We start from the raw sequence: 19,233 nt of genomic DNA on the forward strand, positions 1-19,233 counted from the left end.
CAAAAAGTTCCCGACTTTTGAAACTGAATCTCAATTATTGATTTTTGACAATATTGGTTGTCAAAAATAGCCGATCTGCCTAGGATGCTGGTATAAAGAGAATTGAGTGTATGGTGATTCTGATGCTTCAAATCACTCTCTTTACAGGTCATCAGTTCCTTTTTTCATTGCGGATAGAAAACGATTCATGCGTGTTTCGATTGATGAAAATGACCGTAGTTTTCTGCTGGGGCTCAATCGCCTTAAGTCAGCAACGATTCACGAGATTTGTGAACAGGAAGGCGTAACCGCGACGGCAGTCCGACAGCGTCTGGTTCGTTTACAGGGTCTGGAACTGATTGAACGGACTCAGGTGAAGGAGGGGCGAGGTCGTCCTCACTATACCTATTCCGTAACAAGTCTGGGGATGCGATTGCTCGGGGATAATTACGCCGAGCTGGCAAATATTCTCTGGGAAGAACTGAAAGGGATTGATGATGAAGATTTGCGCTGTCGACTGGCAGCGCGGATTCAAACCGCTCTGGTTCAGCAGTATGGAAGAAATGTAGATGCGCCTTCGCTCCAGGGGCGAATGGAACAGTTAAAGCAGGCGTTGGAAGAGCGTGGCTTTGTCGTTGAGCTGGATCATACGGGGCCCCTTCCGATTTTGCGGGAGCATAATTGCCCTTACCATGACATTGCCAGTGGTGATGCCTCGATTTGTGAGCTGGAACAGAGGGTTTTCGAGCGAGTTTTAGGTACCAAAATGAATCTCTCAGAGTGTTGTCTGGATGGGCATCACTGCTGTGAGTTCGAAGCACATATCAGTTAAGTCTGATTTTAATTTATTTGCTGTTTCTGAATGCGTTCAGAACTCCGGATGACAGGGTGAAATACGAAAATGAGTTTGTTGAAAATTTCTGATTTACATGTATCTGTTTCTGGAACTCCGATTTTAAAAGGGGTTAACCTGGAAATTAAGCAGGGCGAAGTACATGCTCTGATGGGGCCCAATGGTTCAGGGAAAAGTACGCTGGCCTATGCGATGGCCGGTCACCCGAGCTATGAAATTACCAAAGGTAAAGTGGAAATCGATGGCACCGATATTTCAGAACTTGATCCCAATGAACGGGCCCGCCTCGGATTGTTTCTCGCATTCCAGTATCCAGTTGTGATTCCGGGTGTCAAAGTCGCGGACTTTCTGCGGCATGCGATGTCCAATGTTCGCAATCCGGATCGTAAGGAAGGCGAAAAACTGATTCCGATGCGTGAGTTCCGCAAAGAGCTCCGGGATCAGATGAGTGAACTGGGTATGGATCTGGAAATGGCACGTCGTTACCTGAATGATGGTTTTTCCGGCGGTGAAAAGAAGCGGATGGAAATTCTGCAACTGGCCATGCTTAAGCCCAAGTTTGCCGTATTGGATGAGACCGACAGTGGTCTGGACAGTGACGCCGTCAAGGTCGTCAGTGAAGGTCTGAACCGTCTGACCGGTCCTGAAATGGGAGTGCTGATCATCACTCACCATGAGCGGTTACTGGAATTCAATCAGCCGCAGTTTACACATGTAATGTTGGCTGGCCGTATTGTCGAAACGGGAGATGCCAGCCTGGCCGCGGAACTTCACGAACATGGCTACTCCAGCGTGCGGGAACGTCATCCAGATGCGGCAGCAGAAGAAGTTGTCGAAGCCGTCTGACCTGCAGGCTCTGCGAAAGAACGACAAAAAATATTCGTTACGAATTACGATCAATTGAAGCAGTTACGCCACTTCCTTTTGGAATGGTTTTAATACAGAGTGGGAGAATCTGAAATGTCTACTAAGTTGGATACTAATTCCGAAAATGAAAACGTTGATATCGGAGAATATCAATACGGATTTCATGACCCCACCGATAAGTACGTATTTACCGGTCAAAAAGGCTTGAATGCCGCAGTGGTGGCCCAGATCTCAGAGATGAAAAATGAGCCCGCCTGGATGCGTGACTTTCGTTTGAAATCCTTTGAGATTTTTGAGCAGAAACCAACCCCGCAATGGGGCGGGAATCTGAATGAGATCAATTACCAGGATATCCATTATTTCGTGCGCGCTTCTGAAGGGCAGGAACGAAGTTGGGAAGATGTTCCTGATGATATTCGTAAGACTTATGATCGTCTGGGGATCCCCGAAGCCGAGAAGAAATTTCTCTCTGGTGTAAAAGCACAGTATGAATCTGAAGTGGTTTACGGCAGCCTGCAGGAAGATCTGGCCAAACAGGGAGTTCTGTTTACCGATACGGACTCGGCTCTGAAGGAACACCCCGAATTGTTCCGGGAGTATTTCGGTAAAATTATTCCTCCCGATGATAACAAATTTGCTGCTTTGAACTCGGCCGTCTGGTCTGGTGGCTCATTCGTGTATGTGCCTCCCGGTGTTCATATTGAATTTCCACTGCAGGCTTATTTCCGCATCAACTCGGAAAATATGGGCCAGTTTGAGCGGACCCTGGTCATCGTCGATGAAGGTGCTTCCTGCCATTATGTGGAAGGTTGTACGGCTCCGACTTACAGCTCAAACAGTCTGCACTCAGCCGTCGTTGAGATCATCGTCAAGAAGGGCGGCCGGTTCCGTTACACGACCATTCAGAACTGGTCAAACAACGTTTATAACCTGGTTACCAAGCGGGCGCATGCCTACGAAGATTCCCTGATGGAATGGGTTGACGGTAACCTGGGTTCCAAGCTGACCATGAAGTATCCCGCCATCTTTCTGATGGGCGAAGGTGCCCGTGGCGAAACCCTTTCGATCGCCTTCGCAGGTAAGGGGCAGCACCAGGATGCCGGCGCCAAGATGGTGCATTGTGCTCCGAATACTTCAAGCCGGATTATTTCCAAGAGTATCTCCAAAGATGGCGGACGGTCCAGCTATCGCGGACTGGTGAAAGTGGATCCGGAAGCACATGGCTGTAAGTCCAATGTGGTCTGCGATGCCTTGTTGCTGGATCCGGAGAGTCGCAGTGATACCTACCCTTATATCGAAATTGAAGACAACGATGTGGCGATCGAACACGAAGCCAGCGTTTCCAAAATCGGTGAAGAGCAGTTGTTTTATCTGATGAGTCGCGGACTGACAGAAGCTGAAGCGTCTTCGATGATTGTCACAGGTTTCATTGAGCCTCTGGTAAAAGAACTGCCGATGGAATATGCCGTCGAAATGAATCGCCTGATTGAACTTCAGATGGAAGGCTCCATTGGTTAATCCAGCGAGCGGAAACTGAGAAGCATTATCATTCAAATTTGAGTAAGCAGACTTCAGCTCATTGAACGGGTTTGAAGTTCTTCTAAATCGTTACTGAAAGCATAACAGACAATAGTATGAGTACTTCATCCGTTAATACCTCTGCTGACATCCCGGCTGGATTTAGTGAAGCCGCTTTCGAGGCATTTCTGGCGACCCGAGACGAACCCGCCTGGGTGACAGAATCGCGACGTCAGGCCTTCAAGCGTTACTCGGAACTTCTGGAAACTCAACTGGATCCGGAAGAGTATCGTCGAGTGGATTTACGGGCACTCAGGCCTGATCGGTTTCAGTTGAGCTCCGGATTAGAGTCGGCGGAGACGCAGCAGGCATCCACGCTGTTGAAAGAGCAGGCTGAATTTGCCGGGCATGTTACGCATGTGGATGGCCAGCTGATCTCAAGTGAACTTTCGGATGAGCTGACTGCCAAAGGAGTTATCTTCGGCGATCTGGCATCAGTCGCACGCGAACACAGCGATCTGGTTCAGAAGTATTTCATGACCAGGGCCGTTGACAGTAATACAGACCGGTTCTCAGCATGGCATGCTGCGTTCTGGACAGGAGGCACTTTTTTATACGTGCCTCGCAATGTTGTTGTGGATGCCCCCCTGCATAGCCTGATTACGCTACAGGCTGAAAAGGCTGCCGACTTCAGTCACACTCTGGTGATTCTGGAAGAGGGTGCCTCGGCAACACTGCTGGAAGAAACGGCTTCGACGTCCGAAGACAATCTGGGCCTGCACTCCGGGGCTGTCGAGTTGATCCTGGCCAAAGAGGCCCGGCTGCGATATGTCCAGCTGCAGAACTGGAATCATAAAGTCTGGCACATTGCCCATCAGGCCGGTCGAGTTGAGAATAACGGGTTCCTGCAATGGACCGTTGGTGGGATCGGCGCCAAACTGGCTCATATCCATCAGGATGTGGTGCTGGATGGTCGGGGAGCAGAAGCAGAAGTCAATGGCGTGACTTTCTCTACCGATCAGCAGATTCACTCTTTTTACACAAAACAGGCTCATAATGCTCCTGAAACCCGATCCGATCTCCTGTATAAACAGGTGCTTCGCGATCATTCACGGGCTATCTGGCGAGGAATGATCCGGGTTGAACCGGAAGGTCAGCAGACCAATGGCTACCAGCGTAATGATTCACTCATGCTCTCGCCAACCTGTCGTGGTGATGCCATTCCCGGCCTGGAAATTGAAGCCGACGATGTTCGCTGCACTCACGGAGCCACCGCAGGTCGCGTGGACGAAGAGCAGATCTTTTACTGTATGTCGCGGGGTATATCAGAATATGAAGCGATGCATATGATTGTGGAAGGTTTCTTTCAGACCGTATTTGACCGGATCCCGGTCGAGGTGGTGCGTGAGACTCTAAATCAGGCCATTATCAAAAAATTAGGATTTGGTCGGTAGTATTCTGCTGATCACAGACAATTATATAGTACACAGAATATGCCTGACTTCGAAGAGATTGCATCAATCAATGATTTTGGCGACGCAGATCGGCTGGATGTGTTTCTTGGCGATACACCTGCTCTCCTGATTCGTATTCAAGATCAGTTTCTGGCGATTGAAGATGTATGCACCCATGATGGACAACCATTGACCAATGGATGCATCGAAGAAGGTGCGATTATCTGTCCCCGCCACGGAGCGCGTTTCGATCTTGTGACTGGAAAAGCGCTCTGTATGCCTGCCACCAAGCCAATTCAGACGTTTGAAGTGGAAGTCAAAGGCCAGAAGATATTCGTTCGTCATTAAATTGACGGCATTCATGATATGGACCGGGTTTAACCGAATCGAGCGGCTCTAGGGGCCGTTTTCTAATAATCATATTTTTAAGTACTATCATCGATATTATATTAAATGGATGTTTAGGTGCATCACAATATAAAGGGATAAGGATTATGTCAGACGAAATCAATAAGCAGACTGGAGAAGATCAGGACAAGACGGAAGAACAGTTGCCCGTATTTTCTGCCTTTCGAGGAGTCGGAGGCGACGAGTCTCTGGTTGATGCGCTGAAGCAGGTTATTGATCCGGAATTGAATATCAATATTGTGGATCTGGGACTGGTGTATGATGTCAAGCGATCTGAAGAGAATCAGGCCAAGGTCAATGTTTCGATGACATTAACCAGCCCTGCCTGTCCTGCCGGCCCTCAGATCATCACGCAGGCGAAGATGGCATTAGAGCGTTTGGATGACGTGGATGAAGCCAGCATTCAGCTGACCATGTCGCCCCCATGGTCACCCGAGTTAATGACTGATGACGCACGTGATGAACTGGGTATTTTTTAACCGGACCGGATCAAAATAGGCCAGGATAACGCATCCTGTCTTTGCTGAGCCTTCTTGTGTGAAATTGCAAGGCTATGATTCCGGGAGTTGCTTAACTCATCTTTTCAATCAGGAGCTCCCGCACTACTTTCGGATCAGCGCCTTTGACTTCCCGCATGACCTGCCCAATTAACGCCCCAACGGCCGCCTGTTTACCGCTCTGGAAATCGGCGACCGCTTTTTCGTTCTTTGCCACGACTGCCTGAACCGCAGCTTCCAGTGCGCCGGTATCAGAAACCATGGCCAGTCCCTTGGCTTCAATGATGGACTGAATTGATTCCACGCCGGGGACAGCATCTTCAGACTTCAATAGTTCCTGAAAAACGGTGCGGGCACTTTTCGTGGTAATTTCACTGCTTTCCACTTTCTCAAGTAAAGCAGCCAGCACGTCCGGTTTAATGGAAAAGGCGGTGATTTCCAGTCCACCCTCTTTCAGTTCTCTCAATACATCCTGGGTGACCCAGTTGGCCGCCTGTTTCCCGTTCTGGCAGCCTTTGGCAACTTGTTCAAAGTAGTCTGCAAATGCCAGGCCCTGGTCGATGATCACGGCTGCATCATAGGCAGACAGCTGGAATTCTTTTTCCAGACGATTTCGACGGAGCGCCGGTCGTTCGCAGAGTTCACCGCTTACTTTATCCCGCTCTGCGTCGGTGACAGTTACCGGTGCCAGGTCGGGGTCCGGGAAGTAGCGATAGTCGGCCGCTTCTTCTTTGCCTCGTTGTTCCAGTGTAATTCCCCGGTCGGCATCCCAGCCACGCGTTTCTTTGGGAATATCATGCAGGCTCAGTTTCGTTTCCTGCCACGCTTCCCACTGGCGTTTGACTTCAAATTCAATTGCCTGTTCAACGCCGCGGAAGCTGTTGAGGTTTTTGATCTCTACAATCGGAGTGGGGATGGACTCTCCGTTTTCCTGGTGAATATGCAGGTTGACGTTCGCGTCACAACGCAGGCTGCCTTCCTGCATGTTGCAGTCGGAAACATCAATGTAAGTCAGTAGCAGTTTCAGCTCTTCCAGGTACTTACGGGCTTCCTGGGCGGAACGCAGGTCTGGCTCGGAAACTATTTCGATCAGCGGGGTGCCGCAGCGGTTGAGGTCGACTTTACTGTCCTGTCCCCGTCCTGATTCATCGTGGCTGTTTTTGCCGGCGTCTTCTTCCAGGTGAGCCCGGATGATTCCTACTTTTTTGGTTTCACGGGTTTCCGGATCAATTTCAATTTCCAGCCATCCATTCTGACTCATGGGCAGGTCATACTGGCTGATCTGATATGCTTTAGGGAGGTCCGGGTAGTAGTACTGCTTGCGGTCCCATTTGGTAAACGAGGGGATTTCGCAGTTGATTGCCAGGCCGGCTTTCATACCCAGGTGAAAGGCTTCCCGATTTAAAACCGGAAGTGCGCCAGGCAATCCCAGGCAGACTGGACAGGTCTGTGTATTGGGATGATCCGGGTTGAATTTCGTTGAACAGCCACAGAAAAGCTTGGTTCTGGTCTGTAACTGTACGTGGACTTCAAGACCGATAATGACCGTATAGTCCATGCTGTCACGCTACCCTTTATTCAGTATCTAAAGTATCTGGTTTTAATCTTCTATGTCAGGATTGGCTTCGTGTCGGCTATTCAGGACGCTTCAAATGCCAGTCTGTTTCCCGTTCAAACATCCGGGCGGCACGCAGCAGTCGCGCTTCTTCCAGCGGCGGTGCGAGCAACTGCAGACCTATCGGGAGCTGATTCTGACTCATGCCCGCGGGAATCGATACGCCAGGGATACCTGACAGGTTCGCGCTGGTTGTAAAAATGTCAGCCAGGTACATCGCCAGTGGATCGTCCACCAGTTCGCCAATCTCAAACGCCGGAGTGGGGGTGACGGGCGAGGCGATAATATCCACTTTCTGAAACGCCTGTTCGAAGTCATTGCGAATCAGTCGCCTGACTTTGAGTGCTTTGAGGTAGTACGCATCATAGTAGCCGGAAGAGAGAGCATAGGTCCCCAGCATGATACGGCGTTTGACTTCATCGCCGAACGCTTCACCACGACTGGCAGCGTACATGTCGATCATGTTGTCAAACTGTTTCGCACGATGACCGTAATGTACGCCATCGTAGCGGGCCAGATTACTGGAGGCTTCAGACGGGGCAATGATGTAATAGGTGGCGACACAGTATTTGGCATGCGGGAGTTCTACAGGAATCAGTTCCGCGCCCAGCGATTTGTAAACCTCGAGTGCCTGTTGCGTGGCTGCTTTCACATCTTCGTGCAGGCCCTCTTCGTGCAGATGTTCGATATAGCCGACTTTCAAGTTTTTCAGTGGCTGTTCCAGATTCTTTGTGTAAGAGGGAACGTCTGCGTCCAGGCTGGTGGTATCACGCTGGTCTTTACCGGCGATGGTTTCCAGCAGCAGGGCGGCATCCGTCACGTCACGAGCGAAGGGGCCAATCTGATCGAGTGAGCTGGCGAAGGCGACCAGTCCGTAGCGTGACACGCGTCCGTAGGTTGGTTTCAGTCCGACAACTCCACAAAAGCTTGCTGGCTGTCTGATGGATCCACCGGTATCGCTGCCCAGTGAGAGAGGAGCAAAACCGGCGGAGACGGCGGCAGCGGAGCCACCACTGGACCCCCCGGCGGCACACTTCGTGTTCCACGGGTTCGCAGTTGTTTTGAAAGCGGAATTCTCAGTTGATGAACCCATGGCGAATTCGTCGAGGTTGGTTTTGCCGATCAGGACCGCGTCTGCTGCTCTGAGCTGTTCGACGATATGGGCGTCATAAGGGGGAGTGAATGCTTCCAGCATTTTGCTGGCACAGGTGGTGGTAGCACCTTTGGCACAGATGTTATCTTTGAGGGCAACCGGAATGCCTGCCAGTTTTCCCAGGGGTTCGCCGGCTTTCCGTTTCCGGTCGACTGCGCGAGCCGCTTCCAGTGCCGTTTCTCCCTGTAACGAAAGAAAGGCATTGATGCTGTCGTCTCGACGGGCGATTTCCTGCAGGCAGGCTGCGGTAATCTCTTCGCTGCTGACTTCTCCGGCATTCATTTTCGCCAGCAGTTCACTGGCGGTGGCTGAAGTAATAGACATGGACTGTCGAGTCTCCATATAAGTTTTAAAGGCCCGACTTGTCAGCAAGCCGGGCCTTGGATTATTGCTTTTATGTGCTCAAGGATAAAGACGCCGGTCAATTACAGAATCGCGGGAACAAGGAAATAATTCCCGTCTGTCTGGGGGGCATTGGACAGCGCCTGTTCTCGGGGGAGACTTTTCTGCAGTTGATCGTCCCGAAAGACATTCGAAATCTCAATTGCATGTGCCATAGGTTCAATATCAGCTGTATCCAGCTCGTCCAGCATGGCTATATATTTCAGCACGGACCCCATCTGTTCTCCCAAGGCGGTCACTTCCGTTTCGGAAAGCTTCAGCCTGGAGAGTGAAGCGACTTTCAGAACTTCGTCCTGAGTAAGTTGAGTGCTCATGGTCGATCTACTCGAGAGCAGGAGTCTGTATTAGCTGGCAGGTAGCGTAAACGGTTTTTTAGCAACGGCTTTGGTGATTTTACCGGAGCGAATGCACTGCGTGCAAACTCGCTGGGTGACCACACTGCCACCATCCTGAACCCGAATTTTCTGCAGGTTGGGACGGAAGACGCGCTTGGAAACGCCGGTTGTCTGACGTCCGTTACCGCCGAGGTATTTGTATTTACCGCGCTGACGAACTCGATTACCAACTACAGGAGTCTTGCCACAGGCATCACACTTCTGACCCATTTGTATACTCTTTAACTATCTAGTGGGTTTTGAAAAGGTCAGCATTTGCTGATTTCAATTGACGTAAAGTGACCGCAGATTAACAGATTCGGCCAGCTGAGGAACCCAATAGTATATTTTCCCCGCCTGAGAATGCAACCGAAGCCACTGACTTATCGATTGCCCCAGCCGGAAAACTTGAAAAATGTGTTCTCAATCTGATTTCAGAGGATTGCAAATTGTACTATTGGGGACAGTTTTTTGAAAAAACGAACCCGCGCGAAATGATCGCTCGAAAAAGAGAATAATTTTAAGTCTTTATGAGGAAATGTCTTGCGGGAAATGGCCTGGGGAAGATCTGACATTGGCACACAAATCGCAAATACCATTGATCAGACAGGGCAATCACCTGTGGACAGGCTGGATTGCAGTAAGGTAAACCAAAGATCAAATCTGAAATGAGATTTATTAACGATAAAAGGAGTGACAACGATGCTGGTTTTGACACGGAAGTTGGCTGAGGGAATCCGAATTGGTGATGACATTCTTGTAAAAGTGATTCGGACGGGGAAAGGTTCCATCAAAATCGGCATTGATGCACCGGATGAACTGCGAGTCGTCCGGGCTGAATTGTTCGAGGAAGAAGAAGACATGGAAAAACAACCGGTGATCAAAGGGCTGGGAAAGGATCAGGACGGCGAGGTTCTGTCTGAAGCCGGCATCCGAGCAACTTTATCGGTTGTCGAAGCAGCCCGACTGGTCTGCTAGAGAAAAGTGTGAGACAACTGCTGCTGACGGCAGAGTAGCCCAGGGGGGGATTTTTCAATCGACCTGATTGGAATTCGGGCGGGCTGTCAGTGCTGAGTACGCGTGTGCGGTGAGGAAGGAGTACGACGTTAACAGATTCTGCTGCGACAGCTCCGGCTTGTTTGGGTTGTTCCGTGAAGTGGCAAGCCGCGTGATGTAGTGACAGGTCTTTAAGAACAGAAAATGATCAAACTATGATGGTTTTCTGTGAAGTGATTAATTACCGGGTGTTCCAATTTGATGGTCAGTGTGTATGTGGGGTAGGTTGACTGTCATTTCTTGAACACCCGGTAATTTTATGCGCAGCGACTGAGCGTTCTGAAAACAAGATTGACGCTGGAAGTCTTTGCGATCAATAATCATGGTCTGTTGCGGAAACTGATTCTTTAAATAGATCGCTGCGCATTCATGACACAGCATGTTGATTATCTGGTACTGGGGCTGGGGGGGATGGGCAGCAGTGCGCTTTACCATCTTTCAAAACGTGGATTGAATGTTCTGGGCATTGAACAGTTTGGCGCGGCGCATGACCGGGGCAGTTCTCATGGTGAGACACGCATCATACGCAAGGCTTACTTCGAGCACCCGAATTATATTCCACTGCTGCAGCGTGCTTACGAGCTGTGGCACGATCTGGAGCAGACCACAGGTAAAACACTGTTTAACCAATGTGGTCTGATGGTAGCAGGGCCTTCTGACGGAGCCGTAATCCGAGGAGTGCATCTGGCTGAGGAACTCTATGGAGTGGAAGTGGAAAGTGTGTCTCCCGCGGATGCAGTCGAGCGATTTCCCGGGTTTCGTATTCCAGACGGCTTTGAAGTGACACATGAACCGGAGGCAGGCTTTCTGCATGTGGAACAGTGTGTTCAGACTCACCTGGAGTGTGCGCAGGCACAAGGCGCGACAGTTTATCTCAATGAACAGACTCTGGGAGTGAAAGTCAGTGAACGATCAGTCGAGGTCAAAACAGATCGTCAAAAGATTACTGCTTCCTCATTGATTGTAACGACAGGGGCCTGGAGCAGTGGCTGCCTGAGCGAGTTGCAATTACCACTGGAAGTCGTACGGAAAGTGTTGTTCTGGAACCCGGTTCGTGAGCCGGTTTATAATCTGGATGCCGGTCGTGGGAGTTTCTTTTTTGACATGCCTGAGGGAGAATTCTACGGATTGCCTTCACTGGAGGGAGCTTCTGTCAAACTGGCTGAGCATACCGGAGGTGAAACCGTCAGTGATCCTGCTGATGTGGATCGGTCATTGTATGAGAATGATGTGCACCGCGTTTCTCGATTTGTGGAGGCGGTGATGCCTGCATTGGACCCACAGCCGATGCGGCACACCGTCTGTATGTATACGGGGACTCCCGATGGGCATTTCATCGTTGATCAGCATCCTGCGAATCAGCGGGTTGTGTATGGCGCCGGGTTTTCGGGGCACGGATTCAAATTTGCCTCCGTGATGGGGGAAATTCTGGCTGACCTGGCTACGACTGGTAGAACCGCATTACCGATTGAGTTTCTCTCGGCTCAGCGATTCAATCAGTGATCGAGTCTCAGTCTGCAGGGGTAGTGGGCAGGATGTGTCCCATCTTATCGCGTTTGGTTTGCAGGTAGAATTCCCGATCTTTATGGGGCGGGGCAACAATGGGCACCTGTTCGACGACTTCGAGGTTGAAGCCCGTGTAGACGTCGGAATCGGTTTTCTTGGGATTGTTGGTCAGCAGACGGACTTTCGTCAGCCCCAGATCTTTCAGAATCTGAACGCCTACGGTGAAGTCCCGGCTGTCCGCTTTGAATCCCAGCTGGATGTTGGCTTCGACCGTATCATATCCCTGGTCCTGCAGAACATAAGCTTTGAGTTTGGGAATGAGACCGATCCCGCGACCTTCCTGAGGCAGATAAACGACGGCTCCTGCACCTGCCTGATTGATTGCTGACATGGCCATATGCAGCTGGTCGCCACAATCACAACGCAAAGAGTCCAGCAGATCGCCTGTAAAGCAGGATGAATGCATGCGTACCAGGGGGGCTTCCACGGAATGGAGGTCACCCCAGACCAGGGCGACCGGTTGCTGGCTTTCGTGCTCTACGGAATAGCCAATGACCTGGACGGTGCCATAGTTTTTGGTGTTAATGGGGACTTCAACTTCCCGGTGAACCAGCTTTTCACTGATATAGCGATGTCGAATGACTTCGGCTGTTGAAATAATCGGAATGTCGAACTGCTCGGAAATTTCCCGCAACTCCTGGGCGTCGGCCATGCCGAAGCCTTTCTGGCTGAGAATTTCAATCAGCACGCCGACCGGTTTTAAACCAGCCATCTGCAGCAGATCGCCGGTCGCTTCGGTATGTCCGGCGCGACGTAATATACCACCCTGTTTGGCCAGAAGTGGATGGATATGTCCCGGGCGGACAAAGTCCTTTGCCTGGGCATGTTCGTCGCTCAGGGCGCGAATGGTAATCGCACGGCATTCCGCACTGACTCCGCTGCCACTGTCTTTATGGTCGATGGGGATCAGAAACTGGGTCTGATTGGGGGCGGTGTTTTCTTCCGGGCCGACAATCGGGTTCAATTGCAGTCGGTCTGCCACTTCTTCCGGCAGTGAAACACAGAGTTCACCACTCCCGTAGCGAAGCAGAAACTGAACGATTTCCGGTGTAATAGCCTCGGCTGCGACAATAAAATCGCCTTCATTTTCCCGTTCGCTGGAGTCAGTCACAATGACCGGCTTGCCCGCCCGTAATTGTTCGAAGACGCATTGAATGTTGGGGATGGTCGAGTCAGCGTGAGCAGGATCAGACATTGGTACGATTTGAAGCCACCTGGATATTAGATAAAACGAATACTAGAAAATTTTCCAGCAGGCCGTTCCCGGCGGAAAATCTATGCTAACTTTATTCTATAGAAGTGAGTTGGACTGGCAATCAAAGAAATCCCGATTTTAAAAGAACAGAGTGATTACCTGGAAAATAAATACCAGTCATGCTGTTTTACAGGCTTTCTGTTACAGCAGACAATCTATGAAATCTCAGGGTATCATGGGTTCTGCCGGCTTTATCGGATATGACAGCTGAAGTGTTCTACAGGGTATCGGGCTCTGCCGGTTTTCTGGTTCAGTGGACAAAAAAACATAAAACATTCAGATGATATGTTAAAACGTTGACAATTAAATATTCTTTGATACATTGAATATCTTAGGAAAAGTACTTTTTACTTAATCGCTTTTTCCTGACCCGCAAAATAGAACTGCTCAGCAGACTTTGAGTGGTTAACTTACCTGAAAAACTTTCCTGTAAATACCAGCCAACAACAAGCGTCTTACAAACATCATACTTTTAACGGTCTGCGTGATAACGCGCCAAACCTGATCGCTGCCAGACCATAAGTTAAGAACGAATCAGTTTCATAGGAGTTGACGTATGGATTTCCGAATTAATGGCTCTCGGACACCCCAGGTCCTTATGTTGTGTGGAGCGTTGACTCTATCACTCTTCTCTGGAAATGCGGTTAGGATAGTGGAGGCTGCACCTGCAGCAGTCGCTCCTGTCGATTTCAAGGAAATCCAGGTGGGGCCTCAGCCAGGCGGGAAAGAAATTCTTCAATTGAGAGGACCTGATTCCCGGCAGCAGGTCGTGGTGACAGGGGTGCTCGCCAATGGTAAGCAGCACGACGTAACTCGTGATGTTGTGTATGCTGTCGCCGATCAGAGTATCGCTTCCATTTCCAGCGATGGTTATCTGGCTCCGTTGAAGGATGGTCAAACGACATTGACTGTGACAGCGAAGAATGGCAAGTCTGTTTCCATTCCGGTCGCTGTGCAGGGAATCTCGACTCCGGAAGCAATCAACTTTAAAAATCAGGTTGTACCAATCTTTACCAAGCTGACCTGTAACAGCGGTGGCTGTCATGGCAAAGCCAGCGGGCAGAATGGTTTTAAACTGTCATTGCTGGGTTTCTACCCTGGAGACGATTATGAGTTTCTGGTCAAAGAAGGCCGCGGGCGTCGCCTGTTTCCTTCCTCACCGGCGGAAAGCCTGTTGTTGATGAAGGGGACCGGAGTCACACCTCATGGTGGCGGAAAACTGATTAAACCCGATTCATACGAGTATCGATTACTGTATCGCTGGATTGAGCAGGGGATGCCTTATGGAAGCGAGAATGATCGCAAGGTTGTCGCCATCGAATGTTATCCTCCCACCCGTACCATGAACCAGGAAGCTGAACAGCAGATTTCTGTCATCGCAACTTACTCCGACGGTTCGACTGAAGACGTCACCCGGATGGCTCTGTTTGAAGCCAACGATACGGAAATGGCCGAAGTCAATAAAACCGGTCTGGTCAAAACGCTGACCCTGTCTGGTGAAGTTGCCATCATGGCCCGTTATCAGGGGCAGGTTGCCACGTTCCGTGCCACAATTCCCCTGGGGGTCGAAATTGTGTCTCTTCCCGAATCACGCAATCTGATTGATGAAGCCGTCTTCAACAAACTGAAAGTTCTGGGGATTCCTCCCTCACCGGTTTCCAGCGATGCCACGTTCATGCGACGTGTTTACATCGACATTACTGGAACGACACCGACTGAAGAAGAAGTCAAAACCTTCCTGGCAGATAAAGATCCTGCCAAGCGTGACAAGTTGATTGATAAACTCATCGACAGCCCCGCTTATGCTGATTATTTTGCCAACAAATGGAATATGGTGTTGCGAAATAAAAAGCTGCAGCCTGTGGATATTGCCGGTACGAATGCCTTCTATCAGTGGATCTGGGACAGTCTGTACGAGAATAAACCCTACAACGAATTCGTAGGCGAGATCCTGTCTGCATCCGGCGAGTTTCGCCAGAATCCGGCAGTCGTCTGGTACCGCGAAGTTAATACTGTAGAAGAACAGGTGGAAGACACGGCACAACTCTTCCTGGGACTCCGTATTCAATGTGCTCGCTGCCATCATCATCCCTTCGAAAAATGGAGCCAGGATGATTACTACGGACTGGCCGCATTCTTCAGCCGGGTCGGAACCAAAGACCCAACTGCTGGTTCGATTGGCGAACGTGGTTTCCGTGATAAACGTATCTTTCATAAAGAGGGAATGGCGACAGCGAAGAATATTCGCTCTGGCGAAAACCTGAAGCCTACGGCTCTGGGGATGCAGCCTCTGGAGTTGAGTCCCGAACGTGATCCCCGTGTAGCTTTAGTGCAATGGTTATCGCGAACCGATAATCCCTTCTTTGCAAAAGCAGTTGTGAACCGTTACTGGAAACACTTCTTCGGTCGCGGCATTGTCGAACCCGAAGATGACATGCGTGCCACCAATCCTCCTGCCAACCCCGAGTTGCTGGAAGGACTGTCCAAGCATTTTGTGGAAAGAGGATTCGATCTGAAGGAACTGGTGCGTGCCATCTGCCGTTCTAATGCCTATCAGCTCAGTTCGCTGCCGAACGAATACAACCTGAAAGACAAGCAGAACTTCTCGCGGTATTATCCCAAGCGATTAACCGCAGAAGTGCTGTATGATGTCTTCCATCAGGTGACCAATTCCTCACAGCGTTTCTCAGGTCTGCCCGCTGATACGAAAGCCATTCAGATTACAGATGCCACTTCGGCTCCTTACTTCCTCAAAGTATTCGGGCAACCACAGGCGGATACTGCCTGTGAATGTGAACGTTCCCAGAGCGCTAACCTGGCACAAAGCCTGCATCTTCTGAACAGTAAAGAAGTTCAGGATAAGATTACAGGTGCATCGAGTCGAGCCGCCTTGCTGGCGAAAGACACGAAACGTTCCAACGAGGAAAAAGTTCAGGAACTGTATCGCTGGGTATATTCTCGTGCTCCCCAGGAACAGGAAATGAAATTTGCCCTGTCCTATATTGAACGACATAAAGAAAAGCCACAGATTGCCTATGAAGATATCATCTGGGCTCTGATTAATACCAAGGAATTCCTGTTTAATCATTAAGATGTATTGCAGCGAACATCAGATGTCATCAGCGTGCCTTCGCGGTTTTCTGATGGCATCTGTTCGCAGCGAAACTCGATTTTCCGTGATCATGAATTCCGATAAAAGTCTCTTAATTTCAATTTGACCACTGTTTTATGTTTAGACAATGGTTGTCGGCTTTTTTACAATAAACTTAAGATAACCTGTATTGATTGCGTTTTGGCCGATATGAAACGTGTTGACTGCGGGTTCCCTCCTGAAATCCTCCCAGAAAATTCCATCCAGAAAATTGGTAGCAGTATTATGATGCATACGCGATTTTTTGACCGTCGTCGTTTATCCACGAAGGTTGTTTGTTTTCTTGCTGCAGGATTGGGATTGGTTTTATCAAACCACATTCAGTCGCTTCACGCTCAGCTGCCTCAGACAGTTGTCTATTCGGTCAATCCTTCGGGAGGACAGAAAGGCCAGACTGTTGAAGTACGGGTGACGAATGGGAAAGATCTGGATGAACTGAATGCCCTGTGGTTCAGTCACCCGGATATCAAAGCCGTTCCTAAAATGCAGCAGAGCAACGGCAAACAGGTTCCTGTCGCCAACACGTTTCTGGTAACGATTGGTAATGATGTTCCCGTCGGTGTGTATGATGTCCGCGCGAACGGCTTGTATGGTTTGAGTAATCCCCGATCATTCGTAGTAGGAGATCTGGCTGAGAAAACCGAAGTCGAACCCAACAATAAAGAGGATCAGGCAACGCCGATGGTGATGGATTCGGTAATGAATGCCTTGCTGAACGGTGCGACCGACGTCGACTACTATTCATTCACAGGCAAAAAGGGAGACAAGGTCTCCATTGACTGTCGTGCTGCCCGCATTGATTCCCCTGTTGTCGCCATTGTTGAATTATATGGCCCGGATCAGCGACGTCTGGTCAGTGAACGCGATACCTTTCGGAACGATCCTTACATCAATCTGACACTGCCTCTGGATGGCACTTATAAGATCAAAGTCCATGACCTGACTTATGCAGGTGGCGTTGATAACGTCTATCGGTTGAGTGTTCATAAAAAACCGCATATCGAATTCATTATGCCCCCCTCAGGAACTCCGGGAACAACCGGCAGCTATACCCTGTATGGCTATAACCTGCCGGGAGGAAAAATTTCGGACTGGAGTATCGGCGATGAGCCCCTGCAGGAAGTCAACGTGTTTATCACATTGCCATCAAAACCCACTACCTTGAAAATGGGCGAGCAGGGATTTCCACATGAAGTCAGTGCAGACGGTTACTCCTATGTCTGGGCGACACCCGCTGGAAGTTCCAATCCGGTAACAATCTACTATGCCGAAGGGAACGTGGTTCGTGACGAACAGACCAAAGAAGAAAAATTAACCCTGCCAGGCGAACTGGTAGGGCAGTTTGAAGTGAAAAATGATGTCGATTCGTTTCGCTTTACCGGGAAAGCAAAAGAAAAGTATTCGATCGAAGTGTTTGGGCAGCGTAATGGGATCGTCATTGATCCTGTGATCGTGGTGGAACAGGTGATCAAGGACAAAGAGGGCAAAGAGACTTTTAAGCAACTTGCCAATGTCGGTGCCACAACGGTATTTGCCGATCTAAGTGGTAAGTTATTTGATACACGGACAGACGATCCTTATTACCTGTTTACAGCACCCGCTGATGGCGAATATCGCGTCACGTTGCGTGATCTGCAGTTCGAAACCCGTGGTAATCCACGAATGGTATATCGAGCCGTGATTCGACAGCCCAAACCGGATTTTCGTCTGGTGGCATTACCGCTGTACCCACAGGCCGTCAATACCGGGGGATCACCAGCGGCAATCACTCTGAGAAAAGGGGACAGCTTCAAAATTGCCGTCATGGCGTTGAGACAGGATGGTTTTAATGAAACGATCGAGCTGTCCGTCAAAGGTCTGCCGCCCGGAGTTAGCTGTAAAGCTGCCAGTATCGGCAGTGGTGACAGTAATGCAGAAATGATTCTGACCGCAGAAGAAACTGCTCAGTCGTGGTCAGGTGAAATTGAAATTACGGGGACCTCTGGTGCGGATGCCGGAAAACTGGAACGCGTCGCCCGGGCTGCCACTGTACTGCGACCCGCGGCGAATAATGTGCGTGCTGATTCACGGATCGCACGCTCGCTGGCATTATCTGTAATTGATGAAGTCGCACCGTATCAGGTCGTTGCGGATGTCGCGGATGTGAGTGTGAATCAGGGACGCCAGATTCTGGTTCCCGTCAAAGTGGTGAAGCGAACCGGCTTTGATAATGCAGTTGCGCTCGCCTGGAACGGTATTCCCAAGAACAGCAATATCACTGTTGAGAATAAAACAATTGCTAAAGGCAAAGCGGACGAGATGTTTCAGCTGTTTGTCAATAACAATGCCAAGCCTGGTGTTTATACGACCTATCTGCAGTCCACCGTCGATGTCTCTTATCGCCGCAATCCTGCTTTAGTTGATGAAGCCAAAAAAGAGCAGGCAGAAGTCACCAAAAAACTGACTGAGGCACAGGCGGCTCTGGCTGCAGTGACGAAAAAACGGGATGAGATCACGAAAGCCTCAGACAAAACAGCAGATCAGAAAAAAGCCGAACAGGCCAAAGCCGAAGAAGAAGTGAAAGCAGCGACCGCGGCCGTCAAAGCGGCTGAAGCAGCGAAGAAAGCAGTGGATGCCAAAGTGGCGGCGGCAGAGAAAGCAGCCGCTGCAAAAACGGTGAAAGTTTATGCTCCTTCGACTCCGCTGGTCATCCGCGTCAAACCGGCACCGGTGACTCTGACATTGGCAGTACCCGGAGGGGGAGCACTGAAAAAAGGCGCGGCAATCGACGTCAAGGCGACCATCAAACGCATCAATGATTTTAAAGGTCCTGTGGAGTTAACGTTACCTTTACCGCCAGGTGTCACGGGCGTGACTGCTGATACGGTACAGGTTCCAGCAGATAAAACGGAAGTGACCATCCCAATCAAAGCATCTGCAGATGCGACTGAAGGTGATCTGGCTAACATGGTGGTCAGGGCGAAAGCCGCGTTCCAGGGAGAGGCGCTGGTCGATGCACCGATCAAGCTAAAAGTCACCAAATAAAAACAGAAGAAATCAATTTATCATATTCAGAAAACTCAGGCGGTTGGTTGTTGATCCAACT

Annotated in this window: 15 protein-coding genes; 10 read left to right on the top strand and 5 right to left on the bottom strand. The window is 50.0% G+C overall.

Features of this window, described 5'->3' with window-relative positions:
• Window positions 1-187: 187 nt before the first annotated feature.
• From GmarT_RS05645 to GmarT_RS05670, 6 genes are all read left to right on the top strand, one after another.
• On the top strand, window positions 188-811 hold the full coding sequence (locus tag GmarT_RS05645; RefSeq protein ID WP_002645863.1) for a helix-turn-helix transcriptional regulator: 624 nt from the start codon (window positions 188-190) through the stop codon (window positions 809-811).
• Between the two features lie 69 nt (window positions 812-880).
• Window positions 881-1,678, top strand: a complete 798-nt coding sequence (gene sufC / locus GmarT_RS05650) for a Fe-S cluster assembly ATPase SufC (protein ID WP_002645862.1) — start codon at window positions 881-883, stop codon at window positions 1,676-1,678.
• A gap of 114 nt (window positions 1,679-1,792) precedes the next feature.
• On the top strand, window positions 1,793-3,217 hold the full coding sequence (gene sufB, locus GmarT_RS05655) for a Fe-S cluster assembly protein SufB (protein WP_044237414.1): 1,425 nt from the start codon (window positions 1,793-1,795) through the stop codon (window positions 3,215-3,217).
• A 116-nt stretch (window positions 3,218-3,333) separates the two neighbouring features.
• Window positions 3,334-4,671, top strand: a complete 1,338-nt coding sequence (gene sufD / locus GmarT_RS05660) for a Fe-S cluster assembly protein SufD (RefSeq protein ID WP_002645860.1) — start codon at window positions 3,334-3,336, stop codon at window positions 4,669-4,671.
• Between the two features lie 39 nt (window positions 4,672-4,710).
• Complete coding sequence (locus GmarT_RS05665; protein ID WP_002645859.1) at window positions 4,711-5,019, top strand: Rieske (2Fe-2S) protein; 309 nt, start codon at window positions 4,711-4,713, stop codon at window positions 5,017-5,019.
• A gap of 146 nt (window positions 5,020-5,165) precedes the next feature.
• Window positions 5,166-5,558, top strand: coding sequence for a metal-sulfur cluster assembly factor (locus tag GmarT_RS05670; protein WP_002645858.1), 393 nt, complete (start codon window positions 5,166-5,168; stop codon window positions 5,556-5,558).
• A gap of 91 nt (window positions 5,559-5,649) precedes the next feature.
• Here the strand turns inward: GmarT_RS05670 and gatB are convergent, their stop codons facing one another.
• From gatB to rpmB, 4 genes are all read right to left on the bottom strand, one after another.
• The gene (gene gatB / locus GmarT_RS05675; protein ID WP_002645857.1) at window positions 5,650-7,134 is read right to left on the bottom strand and encodes an Asp-tRNA(Asn)/Glu-tRNA(Gln) amidotransferase subunit GatB; all 1,485 of its coding nucleotides are present in this window, start codon (window positions 7,132-7,134) and stop codon (window positions 5,650-5,652) included.
• A gap of 76 nt (window positions 7,135-7,210) precedes the next feature.
• Window positions 7,211-8,668, bottom strand: coding sequence for an Asp-tRNA(Asn)/Glu-tRNA(Gln) amidotransferase subunit GatA (gene gatA, locus GmarT_RS05680; RefSeq protein ID WP_002645856.1), 1,458 nt, complete (start codon window positions 8,666-8,668; stop codon window positions 7,211-7,213).
• Window positions 8,669-8,769: 101 nt separating this feature from the next.
• Window positions 8,770-9,060 carry an Asp-tRNA(Asn)/Glu-tRNA(Gln) amidotransferase subunit GatC gene (gene gatC / locus GmarT_RS05685; protein ID WP_002645855.1) on the bottom strand — a complete coding sequence of 97 codons (291 nt, stop codon included), beginning with the start codon at window positions 9,058-9,060 and terminating at the stop codon, window positions 8,770-8,772.
• A gap of 30 nt (window positions 9,061-9,090) precedes the next feature.
• Window positions 9,091-9,351 carry a 50S ribosomal protein L28 gene (rpmB, locus tag GmarT_RS05690; RefSeq protein ID WP_002645854.1) on the bottom strand — a complete coding sequence of 87 codons (261 nt, stop codon included), beginning with the start codon at window positions 9,349-9,351 and terminating at the stop codon, window positions 9,091-9,093.
• A gap of 471 nt (window positions 9,352-9,822) precedes the next feature.
• Here rpmB and GmarT_RS05695 point away from each other — a divergent pair, with 471 nt between their 5' ends.
• Entirely contained in the window at window positions 9,823-10,098 is a 276-nt protein-coding gene (locus GmarT_RS05695) for a carbon storage regulator (protein WP_002645853.1), read from the top strand.
• A 447-nt stretch (window positions 10,099-10,545) separates the two neighbouring features.
• Entirely contained in the window at window positions 10,546-11,679 is a 1,134-nt protein-coding gene (gene solA, locus GmarT_RS05700) for an N-methyl-L-tryptophan oxidase (protein WP_002645852.1), read from the top strand.
• A 7-nt stretch (window positions 11,680-11,686) separates the two neighbouring features.
• Here the strand turns inward: solA and GmarT_RS05705 are convergent, their stop codons facing one another.
• The gene (locus GmarT_RS05705) at window positions 11,687-12,937 is read right to left on the bottom strand and encodes a bifunctional 3,4-dihydroxy-2-butanone-4-phosphate synthase/GTP cyclohydrolase II (protein WP_002645851.1); all 1,251 of its coding nucleotides are present in this window, start codon (window positions 12,935-12,937) and stop codon (window positions 11,687-11,689) included.
• 763 nt (window positions 12,938-13,700) lie between these two features.
• Between GmarT_RS05705 and GmarT_RS05710 the strand changes: the two genes are divergently transcribed.
• On the top strand, window positions 13,701-16,088 hold the full coding sequence (locus GmarT_RS05710) for a DUF1549 domain-containing protein (protein WP_230682365.1): 2,388 nt from the start codon (window positions 13,701-13,703) through the stop codon (window positions 16,086-16,088).
• Window positions 16,089-16,448: 360 nt separating this feature from the next.
• Window positions 16,449-19,172 (top strand): pre-peptidase C-terminal domain-containing protein, encoded by a 2,724-nt coding sequence (locus GmarT_RS05715; RefSeq protein ID WP_157158932.1) that lies wholly within the window; start codon window positions 16,449-16,451, stop codon window positions 19,170-19,172.
• Window positions 19,173-19,233: the final 61 nt, after the last annotated feature.

This window comes from Gimesia maris, from assembly GCF_008298035.1.
In the GTDB taxonomy this organism is placed as follows: Bacteria; Planctomycetota; Planctomycetia; order Planctomycetales; family Planctomycetaceae; genus Gimesia; species Gimesia maris.